Source organism: Brevibacillus panacihumi (genome assembly GCF_003710985.1).
Classification (GTDB): Bacteria; Bacillota; Bacilli; order Brevibacillales; family Brevibacillaceae; genus Brevibacillus; species Brevibacillus panacihumi.
This window is the reverse complement of sequence record NZ_RHHT01000011.1, coordinates 143957-162248: the sequence shown is the minus strand read 5'-3', so window position 1 is coordinate 162248 and position 18292 is coordinate 143957. Positions and strand designations below refer to the sequence as shown.

Annotated in this window: 14 protein-coding genes; 3 read left to right on the top strand and 11 right to left on the bottom strand. The window is 49.2% G+C overall.

The window, feature by feature from the left end; genetic code table 11:
* Positions 1–91 precede the first annotated feature (91 nt).
* From EDM58_RS07340 to EDM58_RS07300, 9 genes are all read right to left on the bottom strand, one after another.
* Positions 92–745 carry a hypothetical protein gene (locus EDM58_RS07340; protein ID WP_122912754.1) on the bottom strand — a complete coding sequence of 218 codons (654 nt, stop codon included), beginning with the start codon at positions 743–745 and terminating at the stop codon, positions 92–94.
* Between the two features lie 137 nt (positions 746–882).
* Positions 883–3015: a CocE/NonD family hydrolase gene (locus tag EDM58_RS07335; protein ID WP_122912753.1), complete on the bottom strand. Its 2133-nt coding sequence runs from the start codon at positions 3013–3015 to the stop codon at positions 883–885.
* Between the two features lie 12 nt (positions 3016–3027).
* A complete protein-coding gene (locus tag EDM58_RS07330; protein ID WP_122912752.1) occupies positions 3028–3984 on the bottom strand; it encodes an ABC transporter ATP-binding protein in 957 nt (318 codons plus the stop codon).
* Positions 3977–4975 carry an ABC transporter ATP-binding protein gene (locus EDM58_RS07325; protein ID WP_122912751.1) on the bottom strand — a complete coding sequence of 333 codons (999 nt, stop codon included), beginning with the start codon at positions 4973–4975 and terminating at the stop codon, positions 3977–3979. The genes EDM58_RS07330 and EDM58_RS07325 overlap by 8 nt, the downstream gene beginning before the upstream one ends.
* A 9-nt stretch (positions 4976–4984) precedes the next feature.
* The gene (locus EDM58_RS07320; RefSeq protein ID WP_122912750.1) at positions 4985–5884 is read right to left on the bottom strand and encodes an ABC transporter permease; all 900 of its coding nucleotides are present in this window, start codon (positions 5882–5884) and stop codon (positions 4985–4987) included.
* Positions 5871–6839, bottom strand: a complete 969-nt coding sequence (locus EDM58_RS07315; protein WP_122912749.1) for an ABC transporter permease — start codon at positions 6837–6839, stop codon at positions 5871–5873. Before EDM58_RS07315 ends, EDM58_RS07320 begins: the two co-directional genes overlap by 14 nt.
* 91 nt (positions 6840–6930) lie before the next feature.
* Positions 6931–8454, bottom strand: coding sequence for an ABC transporter substrate-binding protein (locus EDM58_RS07310; RefSeq protein WP_122912748.1), 1524 nt, complete (start codon positions 8452–8454; stop codon positions 6931–6933).
* Positions 8455–8485: 31 nt separating this feature from the next.
* Positions 8486–9646 (bottom strand): dipeptidase, encoded by a 1161-nt coding sequence (locus tag EDM58_RS07305; protein WP_122912747.1) that lies wholly within the window; start codon positions 9644–9646, stop codon positions 8486–8488.
* A gap of 37 nt (positions 9647–9683) precedes the next feature.
* Positions 9684–10637, bottom strand: a complete 954-nt coding sequence (locus tag EDM58_RS07300) for an ornithine cyclodeaminase family protein (protein WP_122912746.1) — start codon at positions 10635–10637, stop codon at positions 9684–9686.
* 167 nt (positions 10638–10804) lie between these two features.
* Between EDM58_RS07300 and EDM58_RS07295 the strand changes: the two genes are divergently transcribed.
* Positions 10805–12133: a helix-turn-helix domain-containing protein gene (locus EDM58_RS07295; protein WP_122912745.1), complete on the top strand. Its 1329-nt coding sequence runs from the start codon at positions 10805–10807 to the stop codon at positions 12131–12133.
* A gap of 64 nt (positions 12134–12197) precedes the next feature.
* On the opposite strand, the gene EDM58_RS07290 is transcribed toward EDM58_RS07295, so the two are convergent.
* Positions 12198–13514 (bottom strand): hemolysin family protein, encoded by a 1317-nt coding sequence (locus EDM58_RS07290; protein WP_122912744.1) that lies wholly within the window; start codon positions 13512–13514, stop codon positions 12198–12200.
* Positions 13515–13666: 152 nt separating this feature from the next.
* Positions 13667–15142: a protein adenylyltransferase SelO gene (locus EDM58_RS07285; RefSeq protein ID WP_122912743.1), complete on the bottom strand. Its 1476-nt coding sequence runs from the start codon at positions 15140–15142 to the stop codon at positions 13667–13669.
* Positions 15143–15410: 268 nt separating this feature from the next.
* Here EDM58_RS07285 and megL point away from each other — a divergent pair, with 268 nt between their 5' ends.
* Together megL and EDM58_RS07275 are read left to right on the top strand one after the other, a co-directional pair.
* Positions 15411–16607: a methionine gamma-lyase gene (gene megL, locus EDM58_RS07280; RefSeq protein WP_122912742.1), complete on the top strand. Its 1197-nt coding sequence runs from the start codon at positions 15411–15413 to the stop codon at positions 16605–16607.
* 190 nt (positions 16608–16797) lie between these two features.
* Complete coding sequence (locus EDM58_RS07275) at positions 16798–18261, top strand: sigma-54 interaction domain-containing protein (protein ID WP_122912741.1); 1464 nt, start codon at positions 16798–16800, stop codon at positions 18259–18261.
* Positions 18262–18292 lie beyond the last annotated feature (31 nt).

Sequence of the window (18292 nt, the reverse complement as noted above, 5' to 3'; positions counted from 1 at the left end):
CAAGGCTGCATATTCTCACAAAGAAAAGTCACCCTGCAAGGTGACTTGAGATTCCCCAATCGATATAGGCGGGAGGATTTTTTATTCGACTTTACGCTTTTTTTGCTTCTTTTTTAGCCTCTTTCTTAGCCTCTTTCTTAGCGGCTTTGTTTGCTTCCTTCTGAGCTGCCTTTGTTTCTTTGATGGCTGCCTTCACTTCTTTAACAGTCAAACCTGTAGTTTCAATTTGCAGCTCCGATGCTTGTTCTGTGAGCTTCGCGACTTTTTCCTGTTTTTGCTCAGCTTGCTTTGCCTTCACATCCGCTTTGATTTGCTTGATTGATTTGCCGGAGGTTTCAATGCCGAGTTTACTCGCTTTTTCGCTAACCTTTTTCAAAAGAGCCTCTTTGCGCTCTGCATGAAAAGCCTTGATAGCCGCTTTAATTTCTTTACCCGTTTTGCCTGCTGTTTCGATGCCCAGCTTGTCTGCTTTTGCTGTGAATTTCGCCAGACGGGCCTGCTGTTGTTCCTCATGCTTGGCTTTGATCTCCAATTTAAGCTGTTCCAGTGTTTTTCCATCTGTACCCAGGCCCAATTTTGTCGCTTCTTCGATTGCCTTCGTCCACTTTTCCTGCTGCTTTGCTTCTTTATTTTGTTTGTGGACTGCCTGAGCTGCCGATTTATCCTGTTTCGCTTCCGCGCCTGCTACACTCACTCCTCCGAGCAGCAAACTCAGAGCAAGGACAGAAGATACCATTTTTTTCATGATGCAATTCTCCTCTCAAATTTTGGGTAGGTTGTTCACCTCCTTCATTCTAGGATTGATTTGTGGGAAAACGATGAGATTTTAAAAAAGGATGCCCCATCGACGTGAGGCATCCAAAAATGTTATATCCCAACTGCTTACAGTCCGTACAGAATGGGGAGCTTTACATGAGACGGATACTCTTTGCCATGATAGATGCGATTCTCGGCCACGACCGGCTTCGGATCCTCATACGGATTGATGCCGGTATTGGTGTTGGGGAAAAACTCGTAATAGTTGCTGGACGTGATGTCGATTCTGATTTTATGTCCTTTTTTGAAGACATACCCGTTGAAGTACATCTCCATCTCATATTTCTCTACTTTTCCGGGTTCCAGCAGTTCCGGTTTGTCAAACCCTTTGCGGAACTCGGCACGAATGACATTATCGGAAATTTTTCTGGCGATCCCCTTCTCGTCGACATCGGATACACGGACGATAAAGTCTGTATCCACTGCACTGGAGGAGGCGTAGAACTCCGCATAGACATTCCCCGCCATGGCCACATCGGTAGAAAGAGGCTCCGTATCATAGACCAGACAATCGCTGCGAAGCTGGATATGGTTGCAGTGGTAAGGCTTCACATGCCCGCGCTCACCGATGGGCTGCAGGGGATCATAGATGTAAGAATCAAAGCCTGGCTCTGAATCGGGCTGCCAGACAATTCTTCCATCGCCAAACATCGAATTGGCACTGCCATTGCTTGCCAGATACAGGTTCACCAGCTTGCTCTCCAACGGATTCCAGTCCTCGGATTCTCTCCACTGGTTTTCTCCTACCACATAGTACATGGCTCTCGGCTTTTTATCCTCGCCGTTTTGAATCCCTTTCAGATAGCGGTCAAACCAGCGGATGATTCGCGTGTCGAAGTCATAGTCCACGGCATTGTCGCCGAACTCCAGATCCTCGCAGTCGCGGAATGCATTCAGATTATGCGGCCATGGACCGAGGATGATCCTTCTGCCCGGGACATCATGCTTGGTCAGGAATCGCCATGTCTCCTGCACCCCCAGCGCATCCCCGTCGTACCAGCCTGACATGATCAGCATGGGTATCTTGATCTTGTGGCTGTGCTGGGTATTGTCCGAATGCTTCCAGAAATCGTCATAGTGATAATGCTCTCTCCACAAATCCCAGGGACCTGATTTTTTCCCTATGATCTTTTCCGGAATTTCCGTAATGGGCCTGTGCGTAACCGCCTCTTCCACACTGATGGATTCACCGGCAAAGACGGCAAAATCTGTCCTGTTGCTCATCGACTGGGCAAGAGTCCAGCAAAGCAGTGGCCAGGAGCAGATGGTTCCTCCCCGTCTCGCGGTATCCGTAAAAGGCGAGCCTACATTCACTTCACTTATGGCTGTTTTCAGGTGAGGATTCCCGCTGGTGGCTGCAGCGGTGGTCGTATAGCCCAGGTAGCTGGCGCCCCACATGCCGATATTGCCATCGCACCAATCCTGTGCCACGATCCAGTTGAACAAGTCGTCCGCATCTTCTCGCTCATTCTGGAAAGGCTCCAGGATGCCGTCTGAGTCAGATCGACCACGGACATCCTGGATGACAAAGGCATACCCTCTCGCAGTCCAGTGCCAGCAGCGGTGAATGTCTCTTTCTTTCCCATAGCAGGTTCTGACTACGATCGCAGGCACCTTTTCTCCTGGTTGCAAACCGTCTGGCAAAAAAACCTCTGTGGCCAGATTCACGCCGTCCCGTGTCGGAACGAAAACGGTTCCGAGGTTATTGATTCCATACTGTGCCTTGGATAGCAAGGGATCGTCGTATTTGACGAGAGGTGTCAGCTTCTCATAGCCTTTCACGACCGCGATCTCAGAGGAGACACGTCCCGGATTGGAAAAGGCGACGATTTTTCCATCCACTGTGATAATGTCCAACACGCCATTGGTTTTTCGCTGAGCCCATAGCTGAGATGTCACCTCTTTGCCGTCGATTCGGTCCGAAAAGGTAAGGTAGCGGCTGTACACACTCCCGTTCGCAAGCGTCACTCTGTCCCCTTCCCACTGGGCTTCTGCATAGGCGGCAAGCTCACTGTGCAGCTTGAGATAATCGATCATCGTATTTTTCTTGTTTTTGTTAAAAGGCTCTCTTTTTAGCTGGGCTCTGGTTCTTCTATCTACATCGCAGATTTCTGCGAATGTTTCCTTAAACGTAATGTTTCCGTTGTATACGCCTGTAAAATAAATATCGAATGTTCGGTCAAACAAGTAATGGCTCATTCTAAATCACTCCTAGATCTCATGGATTCTCAAGCAGCGAACGGAATGTCCGCCTCCGAGATCGGTAATGTCCGGCACTTCTTTGCGGCATTGCTCGGTAGCGAAGCTGCATCTGGCCGCAAAACGGCATTCTTGTCTGGGATTGATCGGAGAAGTAATCTCGCCCTGCAATAATATTCTTTCCTTTTTCTTTTTCAAATTCGGTACGGGAATGGCGGAAAGCAGTGCCTGCGTGTAAGGATGTCTCGGATTTGCAAAAAGCTCTTTCACCGGTGCCTTCTCTACCATTTGACCCAAGTACATCACCATGATTTCCTCTGAAAAATGCTTCACCACGGACAAATCATGCGTAATGAACATATACGTATAGCCGAACTGAAGCTGCAGTTTTTTTAAGAGATTGAGGATTTGCGCCTGAATGGAGACATCGAGTGCTGAGACTGGCTCATCGCAAACAATGAATTCAGGGCTCAAAGCCAGTGCTCGGGCGATGCCGATCCTTTGCCTCCTTCCTCCGTCCAGCTCATGAGGATACGAATTCACAAACCTGTCCGAGAGACCCACAAGCTCCATCAATTCATATACCCTGTTTTCCTTCTCCGCTTTGGTTGCATACACCTTGTGTATTTCCAAGGGTTCCGCGATGGAATGAAAGACGGTTTTTCTCGGATTCAGCGAGGAAAAGGGGTCCTGAAAAATGATTTGGATCTTTTTGCGATATTCCACCATTTCTTTTGGGGTGAGTTTGGTAATATCTTTGCCGTCAAAAAAGATTTCGCCTTCCGTCGGTTCAAGCAGCATGGTCATGAGTCTGCCCGTCGTACTTTTGCCGCAGCCGCTTTCCCCTACGATGCCGATGGTTTTCCCTTTATCAATGGTGAAATTCACGCCATCTACGGCATGAAGATTACCGCCCGGTGTCTGAAAGTACTTTTTCAGATTTTTCACCTCTATGTAGTGGTTACTCATACTTTTTCACCTCTTTTGCCGGGAGCTTCCCTTCATACACAAAGCATTTCGCGTAATGGCCCGGACTGTATTCCTGAAAAACCGGCTCCTCGACACTGCACAGATGCTGGGCATACTTGCATCTGGGGTGAAATTTGCATCCTTTGGGCAAATCGGATGGATCAGGAACAAGCCCTTCGATTGGAGAAAGAAATTCTACTTCCTTATCGATATCGGGAATGGAGCCAAACAAACCATTGGTATATGGATGTAGAGGATTTTCAAAGATATCTTCCAAGGATCCGCTCTCGACGATTTCTCCAGCATACATGATGGCGACCTGATCGCAAATTTCCGATACAACGCCCAGGTCATGAGTAATGAGAATCATGGAGGTTTTGGATCTCGTTTTTAAATCCTTCATTAATTCCAGCACTTGTGCCTGAATGGTCACGTCCAGAGCGGTCGTAGGCTCATCAGCGATTAGCAGTCTTGGATTGCAGGCCAGGGCGATCGCGATGACCACTCTTTGCTTCATGCCCCCGGAAAACTGGTGCGGGTACTCGTAGGCTCGTTCTGCCGGGATCCGCACCAGCTCCAGCATCTCGATGGCCTTCTGTTCCGCTTCCTTCTCTCCTAGCTGCTGGTGGTTGGCGATAACCTCGGCGATCTGGTCGACGACTGTAAATACCGGATTCAAGGCAGTCATCGGGTCCTGGAAGATCATGGATATCTCTTTGCCTCGCAGCTTGCGGAATTCGTCTTCATCGAGCTGCAAAATATCCCGATCGTCCAGCATGATCTTGCCGCCCTCGATTCTGCCTGGCGGACAATCTACCAGTCCCATGATGCCAAGCGCCGTGGTAGTTTTACCCGCACCTGTTTCGCCCACGATTCCGAGTGTCTCTCCTTCATGGACAGTCAAGCTGACTTTGTTTACCGCTTCTACCACGCCATCATCCGTATGGAATTTGATTGTAAGATCCTTTATCTCCAGTAATTTTTTTTGCATAAGGGCCTCCTACCTTTTCATGCGCGGGTCGAGAGCGTCTCGCAACCCATCTCCCACAAGCGTCAGCGCAACCACTGTCAAAACCAGGGCAATCCCCGGGAATGCCGTGACATGCCATACATCACGGATATGCTCTCTGCCGCTGGACAGCATGGCGCCCCATTCCGGGTCTGGCGGCTGCACGCCAAGGCCGATAAAGCTAAGCCCGCTGATCGCCAGGATCAACCCAGCAATCTCCATCACAAACTGGGAGATCAGCGGACTGATGGCATTGGGCAGGATATGCATGACAATGATTCTGAAATCGCTTGCGCCTTGGGCTCGGATCGCTTCCACAAATTCCTGCCCCTTGATATACAGGACCTGCGCTCTAACCATGCGGGAAACCGATGGAACGCTTCCGATCGCCAAAGCAATGATCAGATTGGTGATCGTGGGCTTCATGATGCTGACCAGCGTGATCATGAGCAGCAAGCTGGGGATGGCCATGAAGACATCCAGGGATCGCATAATTATGCCGTCCGTTTTTCCGCCATAGTAGCCCGATATCGCTCCCAGTGTACAGCCGATGATACTGCTCAGCATCATGGCCAGCACACCGATTCCGATCGAGATTCTGCCGCCCCAAAGAATGCGCGCCAGCACATCCCTGCCCAATTCATCTGTACCCAATAGCTTGCCTTTAGCCGGAAATTGCAAGGTCTGCGTCAGATCCGGCTTGATGACATCGTTGTCATAGTCGAGATAAAGCGGCGAGGAATAGATGACAATCAGGATCGTCGCCAGCATGATCATTCCCGCTACTGCTGATTTGTTTTTTCTCAGCCGCAACCAGGCATCCGCCCATAAGCTTCTCTTTTTGCTTTTCTTCTTTCCTGTCGGAGCAAGGGTCAAATCAATTTGCGCCATGGCCCGCCACCTCTTTTCTTTGCTTCCTGCGTGCGTACATCGACCTGATTCTCGGGTCAACGAAGGAATAGGCAAGATCTGTCAGAAGATTGGCAACGGCAATGATAACGGAAGTAATAATCACACCAGCCATAATCGTAGGAATATCCTTTTGTCGTAACGCATCGATCATCATTTTCCCCATTCCATTGATCCCAAACAGCATTTCCATTATGACAGAACCGCCAAAGCACCCACCCACAGCCATACCAACAGAGGTAATGGTTGGAAGAAGGGCATTTTTCAAAGCATGCTTGCGGATCACAATACTCTCTTTCAATCCCTTGGCCCGTGCTGTACGAATGTAATCCTGCCTGATGACATCCAGCATGGACGCTCGGGTAATCCGGGAATTGACAGCCCAGCCAGCAATCGAGGAACAAATGATCGGCATGATCATGGCTGACGGGGTATCGAAGCCATTGGCCGGAAGCCAGCCGAGGTGTACGGAAAACAGGATAATCATAAGTATGCCGCTCCAAAATCCAGGCATGGCTGCGAAAAACAGGCTGACAACCCTCATGATGTTATCGAAGGGTGAATTCTGCTTCACTGCCAATGCGATCCCAAGAGGAATCGCGACGATGAGAATCGTAAATAATGACCCAAAGGCAAGAATCAGTGTGGGGGGAAGTCTGACCCCGATCATCTCAATGACACTCTGCTTTGTCGAATAAGAGGTGCCGAAATCGCCCACGGCAACTTTTTTCATGTAATTGAAGTACTGTACCGGGATCGGATCATTCAATCCTAGCTGTTCTCTCATCATCTGCAATTCCTGTTCCTTGGCATTTAAGCCGAGAATCATTTTGGCAGGGTCGCCCGGACTGAGAGAAAGAAGCAAAAACACGATAATAGATACACCGATCACAATCGGGATCATCTGAGCAAGTCTTTTCAAAATATATCTACCCACGGTTACTCCTCCCTCCGCGATGTATTGCGTAAAGATTCCGACATCAAGGAGACAAACGATGTCGTATTGCCTCCCTGATGCATGACGAATCTTATTTTATGGATGCGTTTCGAAAAGAAACGAGTCCGCTTGTGTGGATTTGGACGTTTTCGAGATTTTTGTTCATGGCATAGTAGCTCATTTTGGTAGCGGTAGGAATCATCGGTACATCCTGTGCCGCGATATCCTGGATTTCTTTGGCGGCTTCTTTCATTTCTGCTTCCGAAGTCGCTGCCTTGACTTTGGCATAGAGTTCCTCAACCTTTGGATTGGTATAGAAGGTAATATTCATTTGCCCAAAGCTGCCGGACCAGTAGCTTTCCAAGGAGCTGAGCGTATTTCCGGTCGTGTCGCTCCAGCCGCCTACCAGAAGCTGATACTCTTTGTTCGCCATTTTCTCCAGGAAAACACCGAATTCCAGATTCTGGATGTCCATTTCCACACTGATTGTTTTCAGTTCCGCCTGGAATGCCTCCAGCTCGGGATCGTTCCCTTGGTATGTCCATGCGGTGAAACGCAACGGGTTGCCTGCATGGAATCCTTCCTTCTCGAGCAGCTCCTTTGCCTTTTGCAGGTCATATTTCGGGAGGTTGGGCGATGAATGGTACGTACTGAACATCTTGGGCACCATGCTGTCGATAATCGTTTTGCCCGGTGTGATGGCGCTAATGCCTTCATTATTGTAAGCGTAAGCCATCGCTCTGCGGATATTGACATTGTCAAATGGCTCCTTCGTCGTATTCATGGCGACAAAGCCGGTGAAGGTGCTCGGTCCCTCAAAATAAGCAAGCTTCTCGTTATTTTGCGCTCTGCTCTTGTCTCTCGCTCCAATTCCTGCAAAATCCGCATCTCCGGTTTCAACGGCTATGTATTTTGCAGATGCTTCCTCGATGGCTTTGAAGGTAATCGTTTCAATTTTTGTCTTATCGAACGGATAATCCGCCCAAGCCTTCAAGACAACCTTGCTGCCCGGTACGTATTCGGTTACCGTGTAGGGGCCTGTACCGATCGGTGCATTAGCGTATTTCTCTCCTGCTTCCTGCAAGTATTTCTTGCTTACAATGAAGACATCCCCGAAGTTTCGGATCGCCCCGCTGTTAGGCTCCGTAAGCTTCACGGTTACTTTGTTGCCGGAGGCTTCCACGCTTTTGATCATGCTCATAAAGGCAGCTTTTTTCGGAACCTTGGCAAGTCTTTCTACAGAGAAGACCACATCCTCGATCGTCATGGGATCTCCATTGTGAAATTTGTAGCCTTCACCGATCGTAAACTCGATCGTCGTATTGTCCGGCTGGCTCCATTCTTTTGCCACACCCGGAATGATGTTGAAGTCATTGTCAAACTTGATAAACGTATCATAGACATGGTACATAATCGTGGATGTGTCCAAGGAATTGGCTTCCGCCGGATCGAGATTATTGCCGATTTTGGTCAAAACGACAGAAATATCTGATTTCGGACCAGCGGCGTTGCCATTGGATGCATTTCCTTGTGATGCAGTGCCCTGCGAGCAGCCGCTGATCAAGAGGACCATGCTGATGGCCACCGACAAGACCAGTGAAAAAGTTCTCTTCATAGCCTTTCCCCCATTTTTATAGGTTGTACGATTATTTCCATACTTCTTTGAAGACTCTCATCCAGTTGCCGCCGATGATTTTGATGATTTCTTCATCCTGATAGCCTCTAGCCATGAGTCCTCTCGTGATATTGAGAAAGGACCGGTAGTCTTTCAGTCCTTTGACATATTCGGTAGAAGGACCATCTCCTGGCTTGAAGCCGATGCTTGGCGCAAACAGCTGCTTGAACGCGACTGCCATCCACTTCGTCTGCGGCATCGGCCAGTCTGTTCCAATTCCCACATGATCTCCCCCTGCGAGCTTGACCACATAGTCGATATGATCGAGGAAATGTTCGATGGTGGTATGTTCCGGATCCTCAGCGATAAACCATGGCATTGCAAAAATGCCCACCACACCCCCCGTGTTTGCGATGGCTAGGATCTCCTCGTCAGATTTGGACCTGGAATGGAAATAGACATTTTCAGCTCCCGTATGAGAGGCGATGACTGGCTTGGTGGAATATTTGCAGGCATCCAGCGTTGTTTGCTTGCCGCAGTGACCCGTGTCTACCACGATTCCAAGCTCATTGAGCTTTGCTACGAATGTTTTGCCGAATGTGGACAGCCCTGCGTTGTTTTCCTCCATGCAGCCTGCGCCGATCTGATTGTGATTGTTGTAGGTAAGCTGAACGACACGAAGTCCAAAATGGTACATCTGCTCCAAAAGGTTGAGATCCTTTTCAAAGCCGTCTGTTTCCTGGCAGGTGACAATGCCTGCCTTGAGATTATGCTGGTGGGCGTACTCGATATCTTCTGAGCTTCTCACCTTGATCAGCCATGGTTTCTTGTCGAATTCTTCCTGCAGGTCGATCGCAGAAGAATACAGCGTGTTTTTATTCGCCACACTCAGCTGTCTGTTTCCGGCGGTCAGTCCGCTTTCATACCAGCATTCTTTGTACAAGTCCTGAAGCTTGCCGTCGACATACCATCTCTTGATCTGTTTTTGGGCAAATTGGACGCGCTGCACCATGCTGTCCGGATATGTTTCGAGAGCCAGCTGCTCTGTTTCACGCTCGATCTCCTCACCCAGGGAGTAGGTACCGATCGGTCCTTGAAACAGCATGTCGATCACGATATTGCCGAAGTGAAGCTCCTTTGCCCGTCTCTCTTGCTCCTTAGTCAAACCGAAGTTGTACAGCTCTTCAATCATGTTTTTGTCCCCCTTGCGATCACCGATTCATGGCTGTTCACTGATTTTGTGCAGCCCGATTGATGACGAAATCAGCCGCTGCCAAATCTTCCACTGCAAGGCCAAGTGCTTCAAACACTGTGATATCTTCTTTCTTTTCCCTCCCTTTGATTTTTCCGAGAAGAAGCTCGCCGATTTCTCCCAGGATGTGGTCCTTGCCAATCACCCCTTCTTGAAACGGGATCAGGAAATCTCCGGCTTCATGGATGGCTGACTCGATGCGGTCTGTGTAGAATCTGCTGTTCTTGACCAGCTCTGTATCAAGCTCCCGGCAATCTGGGGTGCAGGCACCGACAGCATTGATATGTACCCCCATTTTCACATGCCTTCCAAAAAGGATCGGTTCTTTGGCGGCTGTGACAGTGCAGATGATATCGGCATCTTTTACGGCTTCTTCGGAGGTCGGACAAGCTGTGATGGCGATCCCGAATTTTTCGCTCATCTCTACCGAATACTTCAGTGCGGAAGCCATGTTTCGATCCCACACATAGACTTGTTCAATATTTCTGACAAGTCTGATCGCCTCCAGGTGCATCCTGGCTTGAACGCCTGTCCCCAGCACGGCCAGCGACTTCGCGTCCTGGCGGGCAAGAGCGTCCGTCGCTACCGCACTAACAGCGGCCGTTCGTATGGCCGTAATCTCATTTCCCTCCACAACCGCTTTCAAGGATCCCGTCTCTGCTTCAAAAACAACGACAACCCCCTGGTGGGAAGGCAATCCCTTGTATAAATTCTCGGGCAAGACGGTAATGATTTTGGTTCCGGCAATGTTTTGAGAGAGCAAGGCAGAGGGCATGACACCCAGAACATTCCTGCCTTCCAGCTTCATGGCCGTTCGAAGCACCTGGATGGCCTCTCCCCGAGATAAAGCGGAAAGGGTCTCGCTCATTAGCCGAATGCAGGTTTGCATATCCAGCAGTTCCTTGACCTGTTCTCCTGAAATGTAAATCAAATAATCTCACACTCGCTTTCTGCAGGTTGTAGAAGAAGGACCACAGCTTTTGATAATCGGCTAATGGTAGGTTAGCTCGATTCTAAACCTTTTCCCGGTGACCGTATATTGACTTTAAATTGTCCCTATATAAAGATGTAAGTAACTACTCCGTAGGGGGAACTCGGATGAATTTCAAGCTTGCAGTCATTGGACATGCTTCCTCCGTAGAAGAAATAGAGGAAATCGTGAGACACAAGTTCACCAATATTGATGTGTACAAGATTGAATTCAATAATGACGAGGATGTAGACAGGGCCCTCGCCGAATTGAAGAAAATCATCGATATCTGCCATGGAATCCTGTACACCAGAAAAGAGCCCTATAAGCTTCTCTCGAGCAGAATCGAGCATCATAGTACCGTCCGCTATGTGGATATCGATACTTCCAACTTCATTCACAGCCTGCTGCGGGCATCCTACCATTTCGGAGTTGACATCAGACGAGCCAGTGTAGACACGCTTGACTATGCCTCCATCATGAACGCCTATAAATCTCTTGGCATACCAGCACAGGAGGTAAGCCCGCAAATCGTACAGATCGATACCAATTCCAGCCATTTCGTACAGCGGGCCAAAGAAGAACACCTGAAAAACTATGAAAGCGGGCTCAGTGAGTTTTGCACAACCAACATGCGCCAGGTCAGCGACTACCTGACCGAAAAAAAGGTCCCCTGTGTCTTGATTGCTCCCAGCACAGATACGTACATCTATGAAATTCGCCGCATTCTCCTGAGCCATAAACTGAAAAAACTGAATGAAAACAACATTGCCTGCGTCTGCATCTCTGTCAGTCCCCGTGACGACTTTTACGTGTTTCATAATACCGTTCTGCAAGAAGTGCTGGAGCTTAACAAAATTGCTGAGAAAATCGCGATCTTCGCGCAAAAGATCGACGGTGCTCTCATCACCGTCAGCAATGTCGAATATGTCTTGATGTGCAATAGCTCCAATCTGGAATTTGCAACAGAAAATTTCGCACGAATCGATGTACTGACGAGTGTATACACAAATACAGCACACGTACTCAGTATCGGAATTGGCTACGGCGATACAGCCAAAATGGCGAAGGCCAATGCAGTCATAGGCATGCATAAAGCGAAAATGGAGGGTGGCAACAGAGCTTATGTCGTATACAGCCCAGACGAAATATTGGGACCGATCGAGCCAAATGAAACGAATGACGTCAACCCCACGATCTTTGACATGCATCTGGTGCAGATTGCAGAAGCCTCTGGCCTCAGTATTAACACAATATTTAAAATAGATTGTTTAGTAAAACAAAAAAACAAGCGCAACTTTACCTCCGTTGAGCTCTCAGAGCAGCTCGGGGTCAGCGTACGAACTGCCAACCGAATTATCGTTAAGCTGGAACATTGCGGCTATATCGTAGAGGTCGGCCGGCACGTGATTCACGAGAGAGGTCGCCCCAGCCGTGTCGTGCGGGTGTTGTTTTGATTTGAAAAAAAAGAGGCCTACTGTCTCTTTTTTCCAGACAGTAGGCCTTCATCGATGCAAACTCTTACGCTTCCAGTGGTTGATGAACCGGATGGTGATCCGTTTTTCGAATCTCGATTTTTCGGATGCGATGCTTCTCTTTCTTGCGGATCGTAAAGACCAGCTTCTCGTAGTGCCACTGGACCCCTTCCTTGAGGTTCGGATTCTGACTGTATAGCCAGCCTCCGATGGTATCCAGTTTGTCTTCGTCGATATGAACATCCAGCAGATCGTTCACCTCGGAGAGCAGGACTTTTCCGTCTACAATCACATGGTTTTTCTGTTCCATGATCTCAATCTCTGCTTTTTCTTCATTATCGAATTCATCCCGGATCTCACCTACGATTTCCTCCAAGATATCTTCGATGGTTACCATCCCAGAGGTTCCGCCGTACTCATCCACCAGAATCGCGATATGCGTGCCTTGCTTTTGCATTTTCTTCAACAGATCCTTTACCGGCATGGCTTCGGAAACAGTGAGAAATGGGCGAATGAGGGTGGTGATGTCCAGATTCGGCTCGTCAGCATACTTGAGGAAAAATTCCTTGGTGTGTATCATCCCGACGATCTGATCCTTGTTCTGCGAGACAACGGGAAAGCGAGTATATTGCTCTTCTTTTATGATTTGCAAATTTTGTTCAAGCGGGTATTCCAGGTGCAGGCAGCTCATATCTGTTCGCGGCACCATAATTTCGCGCGCCAGCAATTCGTCAAACGCAAAGATGTTGCGAACATATCCATACTCGGATTGATTGATCTTTCCGCTTTGGTAGCTCTCTGCCAAAATAATGCGCAGTTCTTCCTCTGAATGGCTTTCCTCATGTTCCTTTGTCGGCTTCATGCCGAAAGAACGGACAAGGAGCGCTGCTGATCCGTTGAGCAGCCAGATGGCGGGATACATGAGCTTGTAAAACCAGATGATCGGTTTCGCACAGAGCATGCTTACTGCCTCAGCTTTTTGGATCGCTACGGTTTTGGGAGCTAATTCCCCCACCACCACATGCAGAAAGGTAACGATGGAATAGGCGATCACAAACGACAAGATCGCAACGACTTGTTCAGGCAAAAACGGCTGCAGAACGGGGCCAAGTATCGTTTCAACCGTGGGTTTCCCCAAAACCCCCAATCCGATGGCAGTCAGTGTAATCCCCAGTTGACACGCGGACAAATACCCATCCAGGTTACTGATTACTTTCTGAACGGCAAGCGCGTTCTTCCGTCCTTCCATGACCAATTGGTCGACACGACTTGGACGGAGCTTTACAATAGCAAATTCCGTAGCTACGAAGAAAGCAGTAGCAACGATCAAAAAAGCGATCAGCAACAAATTGATGGTCAGCAATCGTCTATCCCCTCTTCATTTTGGCTCTATACGTTCATTGTACGAAACCTCACATATACATATCAACGTTCACTTATATGTGTTTTCGTCGATTTTGTTACAATGATATCTCGTATTTTGCCAAAGAGAGCTGCTGAGGAGGCATCGTTTTTTTACGTCCCGCAATAGGTGCGATACGCACAATTCGAATCCGCTGGCAAGGCAGCATACTCTTCCTGTTCCGGAGAATACGCGAATGGATCGGACAGCACGTCCAAAAGCCTCTCCATCACACGGTAGTCCCCTTGATTTACCGCAGCTTCGAGCGCTTCCTCGACTCGATGGTTGCGGGGAATGATCGCGGGATTGTTTTTTTGCATCAATTGCTGCGCGGAGGCTCTTGATTCCTCCTGACGATCAAGTCTATCCTGCCACTTCTTCTGCCATTCGGCAAATTCTGTGGTTCCATACATGACTGTATCTTCCGGTTTACCCAGTGTGAATGCGCGGAACGTATTGGTATAATCCGCCTGATACTTGTGCATCATGCTGAGCAGGTCTTCTACAAGGGATTGATCCTGTTCTTCCTCGTGAAAAAGCCCCAGCTTTGCTCTCATTCCAGCTAGCGAATACTGCTTATAGAGATCGGAAAAACTCGAAAGCTCTTTTTCTGCCAGCTCGATTGCTTTCTTTTCGTTGTCATGAAGCAATGGCAAAAGGGTTTCCGCAAATCTGGCGAGATTCCACACCCCGATATACGGCTGATTGCCATAGGCATAACGGCCCTGCGTGTCGATGGAACTGAATACCGTGGCCGGATCATAGACATCCATGAAGGCACACGGACCGTAGTCGATGGTCTCGCCGCTGATCGTCATGTTGTCGGTGTTCATCACCCCGTGTATAAAGCCGACGAGCTGCCACTTGGCAATCAGCATCGCCTGCCGTTTGATTACCTCCTGAAGCAGTTTGAGATATCGGTTCTCTTCCTCCTCCAGCTCCGGAAAATGCCGATGCAAGGCATAATCCGCAAGTGCACGCAACTCCTCGGCTGTTCCCCATCTGGCCGCGTACTGAAAGGTGCCTACCCGCAAATGGCTGGCGGCCACACGGGTCAGAATGGCACCGGGCAGCTCTGTCTCACGAATGATAGACTCACCGGTCAGCGCTACGGCAAGGCTGCGGGTGGTCGGAATCCCCAGCTCATGCATGGCTTCGCTGATGATGTATTCCCGAAGCATCGGTCCCAGTGCCGCCCGTCCGTCTCCACGACGGGAGTACGGTGTTCTGCCTGAACCTTTCAGCTGGATGTCAAATCTTTGCCCACTCGGTGTAATCTGTTCGCCCAGCAAAATAGCACGTCCGTCCCCCAGCATGGTAAAATGCCCGAATTGATGACCCGCATACGCTTGAGCCAAGGGCATAGCCTGGTCGGGTATCTTATTGCCCGCAAATACTTCTACGCCCTCCTCGCTTTGCAGAGCCTGGATATTCAACCCCAAGGAGGCTGCTAGCGAAGCATTGAGAATGACCAACTCCGGCTCGCTTACCGGTGTAGGGTTCTGTTTTGTAAAAAAAGTCTCCGGCAGACGGGCGTAACTATTGTCAAAATTCCAGCCTGCCTCATGTATCGCTTTATTTTCTGTCATGGGATCACCTTGTTCTTTTGACTTATGGTAAAGTTTGTACTACTGCTCATCCATTATACCCTTTCCTCATGGGGTTCCTTCGATAATTTCCTGACATTTCACGAGAACTCTCATCGAATTCGCTGGTACGTTTTCTTTCCATATGGAATATTTTCTTTCCAAAATAGATGGCAATATCGCAAAACATCTCGTGATGGCGGCTTTTTCCCTGTTGGCATGCATGGTGCATGTATGCGCTTACAACATCATTTCACGAGGTGATTCCCGAATGAACAACCGTCAAACCAAGAAAAAGCACGGCCTTTCCACAACAGCGATTCACGCTGGCCAGAAGAGTGATGTACAAACCGGCTCCTTGGCTACCCCCATTTACCAGACCTCTACCTTCGTTTTTTCCTCTGTCGAAGAAGGAGCCAGGCGCTTTGCTGGTGAAGAGGCTGGTTACGTCTATTCCAGACTTGGCAACCCCACCGTACAGGTATTGGAGGAAAAAATGGCAGCCTTGGAAAAAGCAGAAGCAGGCCTGGCCTTTGCCTCAGGAATGGCAGCGGTATCCTCGGTCCTCATGGCTCTTATTCAAACAGGCGATCATATTCTCGGAACCAAAGGTCTTTACGGCTGTACGTATGGCTTGCTGAATTTGATGAAGGACCGTTTTCATGTGGACTATACGCTATGTGACATGACGGATGAGGACGCGATCCGCGCAAAACTTCGGCCGACCACTAGGGTCATCTATGTGGAGACGCCGATCAATCCGACCATGAAGCTGGTTGACTTGCAGCTTGTCGCGAAAGTTGCCAAAGAAGCAGGCGCTTATGTCGTCGTTGACAACACCTTCATGTCGCCTTATTTACAGCGCCCCATCGAGCATGGCTGCGATCTCGTGATACACAGCGCCACGAAGTATATTGGCGGACACGGTGATGTCATCGCTGGCATCGCGGTTGGCCCCAAACCTATTTTGGACACGATACGCATGACTACGCTAAAAGATATGGGCGGTATTCTGGCACCCTTTGACGCCTATCTGCTTATCCGCGGACTGAAAACCTTGGGTGTACGGATGGAGCGCCATTGTGAAAACGGGATGAGAGTAGCGGAATTTCTGCATCACCATCCCAAGGTAGCAGCCGTGTACTACCCGGGATTGGGCCATTTTTCCCAGCACGATCTCGCCTGCAGGCAAATGGACGGCTTTGGGGGAATTCTTTCCTTCGAGTTAAAGGGCGGCATGGAATCGGGTATTCGCATGATGAACCACGTTCAACTATGCAAAAGAGCCGTGAGCCTCGGTGATGTGGACTCCCTGATCCAGCATCCTGCTTCGATGACTCACTCTGTCATCCCCCCGGAGGAAAGAGCTGAAATGGGCATTACAGATGGACTGATTCGTTTGTCGGTCGGCATCGAGGATGTGGACGATATAATCGACGATTTGGACATGGCCCTCTCCCAGGCCTGAGTTTACGCGCCCGGTACATATCGTATCGGGCTTTTCTTTGCTATGATGAAGATACAGGTACAAGGAGAATCATGGGTTAGGTGGGATTGCTCTGCGGGGGATTACTTTAGAGATCAAGGGCGTAAATCGAGTTGGCATTACTCATGAAGTCATTGCGTGCTTAGCCGTCAACCAGATAGACATCATCGGCATGGAAGTTCGGCCTCATTATATTTATGTCAAAATTCCTTCGGTGCCAGCGGAAGCGATCGCAGCAATGATCGAGATGATTGCACAGGTGGCAGGCGTCGAACAGGCGAAGATAGTCCCATGCCTCCCTGCCGAGGAACGTGAAAATCGAATTCATACGATTCTGACTACCGTCTCGGAAGGAATTCTGCTGCTGGACGAACATCTGCGCGTCACTGCGGTTAACCGTGCTGCTCAGATCATGCTGCAAATGGAACCAGGTCAGTTGTTGCACAACTCCATCGAGCAGCTGTGGGGCGAGGCTGCATCGGAAATAAGGCGATGTATGCAGGAAGCGATTGATCTTCCGAGTGTTCAAGTACATTTGTCGGCAGCTCAAAAAAGCCCGATGACCTTCGTTTGCAGCTATCACCCTATCATTCCGGCTGAAAAAGGACAGCAACAAGGCGTCGTCATCGTGCTTCGGGACAGAAAACAAATGCAGGAACTACTCTCTTCTGTGCAAAAAAGCGAGTTGTTTACGTTTGAGGATATCATACAGCAGAGTGCGAACATGAGATCTTGCATCGAGACGGCAAAACGTGTAGCCAAGAGTGATGCAACGGTCTTTTTGCAAGGAGAAAGCGGTACTGGAAAAGAGCTGTTTGCCAAAGCCATTCATTTTGAAAGCCATCGCGCTGCAGGCCCATTTGTTCCGATCAACTGTGCTGCCATTCCGGATACTTTATTGGAAAGCGAGCTTTTCGGATATGAGCAAGGGGCATTTACAGGCGCCCTGAAAAGCGGCAAGCGCGGATTATTTGAAATCGCCCAAGGAGGAACGCTCTTTCTCGATGAAATCGGGGATCTCCCCCTGCATCTGCAAGCAAAGCTTTTGCGGGTTTTGGAGGAACGCAAAGTGCGCCGGGTGGGCGCGAGCCAAGCGAATCCGATTGATGTGCGAATCATCACAGCCACCAATCGGAATTTAGCAGAGATGACGAGCAAGGGACTTTTTCGCGAAGACCTGTACTATCGTTTGCATGTCATCCCCATTCATATTCCGCCGCTCCGAGAACGGATACATGACATCCCGATGCTCGCGCAGTTTTTCATGCAAAAAATATCACGGATCTCCAATCGGCCCAACATGCTGTTGTCCCACTCTGCCATTCGTGCGTTGCAAGCCCATCATTGGCCGGGAAACGTGCGAGAGCTGCAAAACGTACTGGAGCGCGCAGTCTACCTTTGCCCTGGCAACGAGATTTTGGCTGAGCATCTATTTCTTGATCTTCAGCAAGAAACATTTGAACATCACGATCATATCCCGACGTCCTCCCATCTTCTCCGCGAGCAGATGGATTCCTATGAAAAAGCCCTTTTACGCCGTGCATTGAAGAAGCATTCATCCATTCGGCAAACGGCAGCCTATCTGGGAATCAGCCATACGGCGGTCCTGCAAAAAATGAAAAAGCATGGGTTGTAGACTGTGGCTCACCAAACATAAGAGTACGTTT

Coding starts and splice junctions, on each gene's coding strand:
- EDM58_RS07340 (WP_122912754.1), bottom strand. CDS start 745: ATGAAAAAAATGGTATCTTCTGTCCTTGCTCTGAGTTTGCTGCTCGGA.
- EDM58_RS07335 (WP_122912753.1), bottom strand. CDS start 3,015: ATGAGCCATTACTTGTTTGACCGAACATTCGATATTTATTTTACAGGC.
- EDM58_RS07330 (WP_122912752.1), bottom strand. CDS start 3,984: ATGAGTAACCACTACATAGAGGTGAAAAATCTGAAAAAGTACTTTCAG.
- EDM58_RS07325 (WP_122912751.1), bottom strand. CDS start 4,975: ATGCAAAAAAAATTACTGGAGATAAAGGATCTTACAATCAAATTCCAT.
- EDM58_RS07320 (WP_122912750.1), bottom strand. CDS start 5,884: ATGGCGCAAATTGATTTGACCCTTGCTCCGACAGGAAAGAAGAAAAGC.
- EDM58_RS07310 (WP_122912748.1), bottom strand. CDS start 8,454: ATGAAGAGAACTTTTTCACTGGTCTTGTCGGTGGCCATCAGCATGGTC.
- EDM58_RS07305 (WP_122912747.1), bottom strand. CDS start 9,646: ATGATTGAAGAGCTGTACAACTTCGGTTTGACTAAGGAGCAAGAGAGA.
- EDM58_RS07295 (WP_122912745.1), top strand. CDS start 10,805: ATGAATTTCAAGCTTGCAGTCATTGGACATGCTTCCTCCGTAGAAGAA.
- EDM58_RS07285 (WP_122912743.1), bottom strand. CDS start 15,142: ATGACAGAAAATAAAGCGATACATGAGGCAGGCTGGAATTTTGACAAT.
- megL (WP_122912742.1), top strand. CDS start 15,411: ATGAACAACCGTCAAACCAAGAAAAAGCACGGCCTTTCCACAACAGCG.
- EDM58_RS07275 (WP_122912741.1), top strand. CDS start 16,798: ATGGAAGTTCGGCCTCATTATATTTATGTCAAAATTCCTTCGGTGCCA.